The sequence below is a fragment of the Motilimonas sp. E26 genome (assembly GCF_021278025.1).
In the GTDB taxonomy this organism is placed as follows: Bacteria; Pseudomonadota; Gammaproteobacteria; order Enterobacterales; family CBDFNC01; genus Motilimonas.
Genome location: NZ_JAIBHJ010000056.1, coordinates 1 through 4,595, shown reverse-complemented (window position 1 = coordinate 4,595; position 4,595 = coordinate 1). Strand labels below are relative to the sequence as shown.

The following is a 4,595-nucleotide window of genomic DNA, read 5'->3' as shown; positions in this document are numbered from 1 at the left end:
TCAGCCAATGGTGATCTGTCACCAGTGGAGTTTGAAAATTCTCAACTAAAGGTGTCCAGTTTTGGTTGACCAGAACACCCTTTAACCCCTCATTTACGAATGTAAGATCATGAACATTAACTTCCATTAACGGAATCAGTTTTCTTCCATGTACTGTATTTAGCTCAAAACTACTAATTGATATCGTATGAAACTTTATTTCACCGAAAGCAACAGTGCCTATAGAGGTATCTTCATTTCTATCGATCCAATTTTCATCTGCAAATTTATAGCTAATCAAGGTTCTTGCTGCTCCAGTATCAAGTAGAAATCGACCTTGTTTATCATTTACCCAAGCATCAATAACAAAGAAATTTGTCACTTCATTAGGTACAAGTTTTACACTATGAAGAGTTGGAGTTGAACATGCCACAACGGTACACATAAACAAAAGTAAGCAAATGCTCCGAACATAAATAGTAGCTGTATTTTTCATTATATATTTAACCTACCCCACGCAATTTAAGATTTCACATAGCGAGACTGTAGAATAACTCCAACAGCCAGATTTGACCAAAAAAACAGGGCCTTGCAATCAATCCTAAGCGCTTCTAAGACAATAGGTAATGCATTTGGACCCCATAAAGCAGGCTGTTTTTATTAAAAAAGAGAAATTCTACAGCCTAAACGCCTCATTAAGCGGCTAAAAATAGTGGGTTAAAATGTGTAGTAAAGCTAAACGTAACCAACTGTTTTTGTTGCGTTTAAATACCTTGTCAGTCCAGCTTATCAATTTTACTACGATCTTTCATACAACCTAGTTTAATAAGGGTTTTTGCAACTACACGAAACCTCCTGATTTTGTCGTCGCTCGGAGTTTCATTTTTTTGAAGTAGTTCATATTCTTTTTGTAGCTTTTTCACTTTAATTCTTGCTTGTCTGCATTCGGGGCAAAAAACACAATCAGCAGATGGACTAAATTTTAACTCTTCATACCAATATTTCTGCTCTTCAGCAAAGAAATAAAAATATCTATTACACTTCCTACACTCTTTCTTTAAGTCTGCATATTCTATGTAATTGCGCTGAGGCCTGGTGACTTGCTTTTGCTTAGAAGGATCACCAGAAATAATTTTCACTTCCCCATTTTTCGGGTTTTTAAAACGTGGGTGATTGACTAGATCCATGCGTTTACTCCGATGGGCTAACGAGACTGTAGAATAACTCCAACAGCCCGATTTGACTAAAAAACGGGGCCCTGCAATCAATCCTAAGCGCTTTTAAGACAATAGGTAATGCATTTGGAACCCATAAAACAGGCTATATTTCTTAAAAAAAGAGAAATTCTACAGCCTCAACGCCCACATTAAGCGGACAAAAATTGTTGGATAAACTTGTTGAGGTACGAAACAAAGCCAACTGTTTTTGTTTCGTTTAAAGTCTCTTGTTAGTTTTATTTCTACAAGTCTGTTTTATAGCGCCCTTCCACTGCTCTATCAGTTTCATGAATGAACTCTTCGTCTGCATCTGTATTTTCAGCAATCTCTTTACCAAAAGACACTTTCATTGGTTCCATATAACTAGCTGAATCCCATGCTTTACTACGTAACAACGGCTTACCACAATGGAAGTAAGCGTTTTGTACCGATATTTCAAGAACCATTAACGCTCTATGTGTTGCACCTGATACTTCATCGCATATACCACCTTCCACCAACCGACAATGTCCATGCACTCTCAGTGTTTCAACCGTGCCAGGTCGGAGAAAAATTAAGCCTACTTTATTGTTCGTCTCAACGATATTTGTTAGCGAAAAAGCCAATTTGTTTCCACGAAGCTCTGGTAACAATAGAGTGTGTTCATCACGAACTTGTACAAAGCCTGCCTTGTCACCCTTTGGGGAAATAGTAGGAAAGCCAAATTCATCAACAGTAGACAACATAACGAGAGGAGAAGTCTGAATGAACTCCTGCATTCTGCTATTTAACTTAGTGTAAATCTTTTTGCTTGCTAAAGGATTGGGCTCGCCAATAACCTCTCTAATTTCTTCCAGTGAGGCTAATTCATTCATAATTCTTCCTTGATAAAACTAACGAGACTGTAGAATAACTCCAACAGCCCGATTTGACTAAAAAACGGGGCCCTGCAATCAATCCTAAGCGCTTTTAAGACAATAGGTAATGCATTTGGAACCCATAAAACAGGCTATATTTCTTAAAAAAAGAGAAATTCTACAGCCTCAACGCCGCCATAAACGGCGTGAGGAACGAGCGTCCGGCGACCGCAGGGAGCGAATTTAATGGCCTTGTTATCTTTTAATAACAAACTTATGACTGCTGCCATTTTTTATTTATTTTTTTGATATTATTGTATGGCGATGCCTCACCAAAGTCCTCTTCATATTCAGAAATGATGTCACGCACTAGATTTCTATATTCAGTGCGCCAATCTTTATCACTTATATAATCTTTTTCAATGCAATAACATAATCTATCAAGTGCATTCAAATAGCTTTCTTTAGTTGCATTAAAGTAATCACGAAGAATCTCTAAAGTATCTTCATCTAAAGCGTCCTTGTTGTCTGCTTCCCTCACTGACTTTGCAGCCTTATCAAATTCTAGCTTCCTTGAATTCATTTGAGTTTCTATCTCGAGAACAATTTTCAATGAATCCATTTTCTGATTCTTAACTGCTATGCCAATCTGGTCATTAATTTTTCTCAATTGGCTATATGCAATCCAAGCTCCAATTATAGCTATGATAAAAGTGCCTACATCCATATTGAACGTCATTTTCTACTTCCTTTTAACCAGAATCGCTTTTGCTTTACTTGTGTTTATTATGGTTTTTTTCGCCGACTGATCTTCCATCACAGCAGTTAGTGGAGCTGCATAGTCATATTCTTCTGAACTCAACTCAAACCTGCTCAAAATGCCGTCTTGCTCTTTCAATATGTCTTCAACTGGCAGATCCTTCCATTCAGACTCAAACTTTTCGCTCAGGTATTCTCGTAAGTCTTCTAATGTTGTAACGTTATTTAATGTCATGATTTTCTCCTATTTTAAGATAACGCCGCGCTCTACGGAAATTTAGGAGCGCTAGCGAGTAAATTTTCCGTAGCAGCGTCTTGTTATGCATTTTTACCTGCCGGAATTTCTGGACAACCGCTAACTGTATAGTCAATACAGCTTCCTTTGTATTCAATTATTTGAAAGAGAAGCCTATAAAATAAGTATAGGCATGATCGATATTGCAAAAAGTACTCCTCGAACTGCTGTTGATCCATGTCTAGATCATCTGCATGAGCTGATTTGTTCCGAAGTTTGCTCCACGTTTTAACTAGATCACTGTTTATCTCAATGCTCTCACAAAGCTCAAATAAAACTCTCTTGGGGGATTTTGTTTTGAAGTTTCCGAGAGATGATTTCAACTTGTCTTTAACAACCTGATCGATGTCTAAATCTTTCAAAGTAGTCATTGCATCCTTGAGCGGCTCCATCTCACTATCGGGAATAGGAAATAATTGATTGAAGTATTTGTTTACTAACCCCTCTATAGAGACACCGCAAGCAAGAGCGCTAGCTTGAACAGTGCTGTTAGAGACTAAGTATATCTTATGCCAATAGCCAAATAGAGTATCTAATCCATCATGCTCAATCGCATGAGAAATATATGAATTTATAAATTCACTAAAGCTTTCTGTGTCGTATGGCATCCAAATTTTTATAGGGCTCTCCAATTTTCCATCAACATAGTGTCGATTAGAATAGACTTTGGTTTTAGTTAACCCGTTGACTCTGTCTATTTCATAAAGTATTGAAGGTTGCTTCCCAAGCAAAATGCTCAATGCCTGGATGAAATATTCTCGGTATTTTTCAATGTTTACTAAACCACTGGATGAGAATGAGATATTAAGAGTATTAGAGTCGTTGAATAAATTAATATCTATATCGTCAACTTTCAATTCAATTTCACTTAACCTCGAACCTCCACCGCTTTGATCGCGAAACTTATTCCACGGCAACCTATAATCACCTTCAACCATGACTCTACAGAAAGGTGTTTTTTCAGCATTACTTGTTTCTTCTAGAATAAGATTTTCAATCTTTCCTTTTATTACCGCTGTATTATTACTTACGTGTATATCAGGGTCGATATGGATTTTTGATGCCTTCCACTGATAACCGTGAAAATCTTCTGCTGTTAGATCGAAAAAATGTTCGGTAGGTAGCAAAGATCCGGCTGGTAGTGAATGTAGATACTGTAGCTTATTGAATATGCTCTCATCGCTTTTTCCATCATAAAGAAGCTTGAAACTAATATGTCCATCGGAGCTTTGTTTAATAAATCCGGTGCCATCTATTATTAAGGGCGAATTATCACAACACTGTTTTAGTTGCATCCCTAAACAATCAAGTTCAAGCTTTTTACTAATGATTGATTCGTATAATTCATTCCTAGCCATTGTCTATCTCTATTGCATAACGCTTCAATCAGCCTCATCGTTTCATTCGCATAACTTAACCACCTTCACCTTATTCGATGTAGGACTGCATTGACTTGTTAAGTCTGCCGCGTGAGGACGTATAGCTTGCTATGGCGTTTTAACGCAACGC

Annotated in this window: 5 protein-coding genes and 1 pseudogene; all 6 read right to left on the bottom strand. The window is 37.4% G+C overall.

All coding sequences use genetic code 11. The annotated features are described in order from the left end of the window. Positions 1-202: 202 nt before the first annotated feature. Positions 203-424: pseudogene (locus K1M91_RS20985) on the bottom strand (aspartyl protease family protein); the annotation flags it as partial. A 331-nt stretch (positions 425-755) separates the two neighbouring features. Further along, complete coding sequence (locus K1M91_RS20980) at positions 756-1,166, bottom strand: zinc-ribbon domain containing protein (RefSeq protein ID WP_232804211.1); 411 nt, start codon at positions 1,164-1,166, stop codon at positions 756-758. Between the two features lie 272 nt (positions 1,167-1,438). After that, complete coding sequence (locus tag K1M91_RS20975; RefSeq protein ID WP_232804210.1) at positions 1,439-2,050, bottom strand: MSMEG_1061 family FMN-dependent PPOX-type flavoprotein; 612 nt, start codon at positions 2,048-2,050, stop codon at positions 1,439-1,441. Between the two features lie 256 nt (positions 2,051-2,306). Further along, complete coding sequence (locus tag K1M91_RS20970) at positions 2,307-2,771, bottom strand: hypothetical protein (protein ID WP_232804209.1); 465 nt, start codon at positions 2,769-2,771, stop codon at positions 2,307-2,309. A gap of 3 nt (positions 2,772-2,774) precedes the next feature. Then, positions 2,775-3,026, bottom strand: a complete 252-nt coding sequence (locus K1M91_RS20965; protein ID WP_232804208.1) for a hypothetical protein — start codon at positions 3,024-3,026, stop codon at positions 2,775-2,777. A gap of 83 nt (positions 3,027-3,109) precedes the next feature. Beyond that, a complete protein-coding gene (locus K1M91_RS20960) occupies positions 3,110-4,444 on the bottom strand; it encodes a hypothetical protein (RefSeq protein WP_232804207.1) in 1,335 nt (444 codons plus the stop codon). Between the last annotated feature and the right edge of the window lie 151 nt (positions 4,445-4,595).

Bases quoted from the DNA above. Each gene is read 5' to 3' on its own strand.
- K1M91_RS20960 (WP_232804207.1), bottom strand. From the start codon at position 4,444: ATGGCTAGGAATGAATTATACGAATCAATCATTAGTAAAAAGCTTGAA.
- K1M91_RS20975 (WP_232804210.1), bottom strand. From the start codon at position 2,050: ATGAATGAATTAGCCTCACTGGAAGAAATTAGAGAGGTTATTGGCGAG.
- K1M91_RS20980 (WP_232804211.1), bottom strand. From the start codon at position 1,166: ATGGATCTAGTCAATCACCCACGTTTTAAAAACCCGAAAAATGGGGAA.
- K1M91_RS20965 (WP_232804208.1), bottom strand. From the start codon at position 3,026: ATGACATTAAATAACGTTACAACATTAGAAGACTTACGAGAATACCTG.
- K1M91_RS20970 (WP_232804209.1), bottom strand. From the start codon at position 2,771: ATGACGTTCAATATGGATGTAGGCACTTTTATCATAGCTATAATTGGA.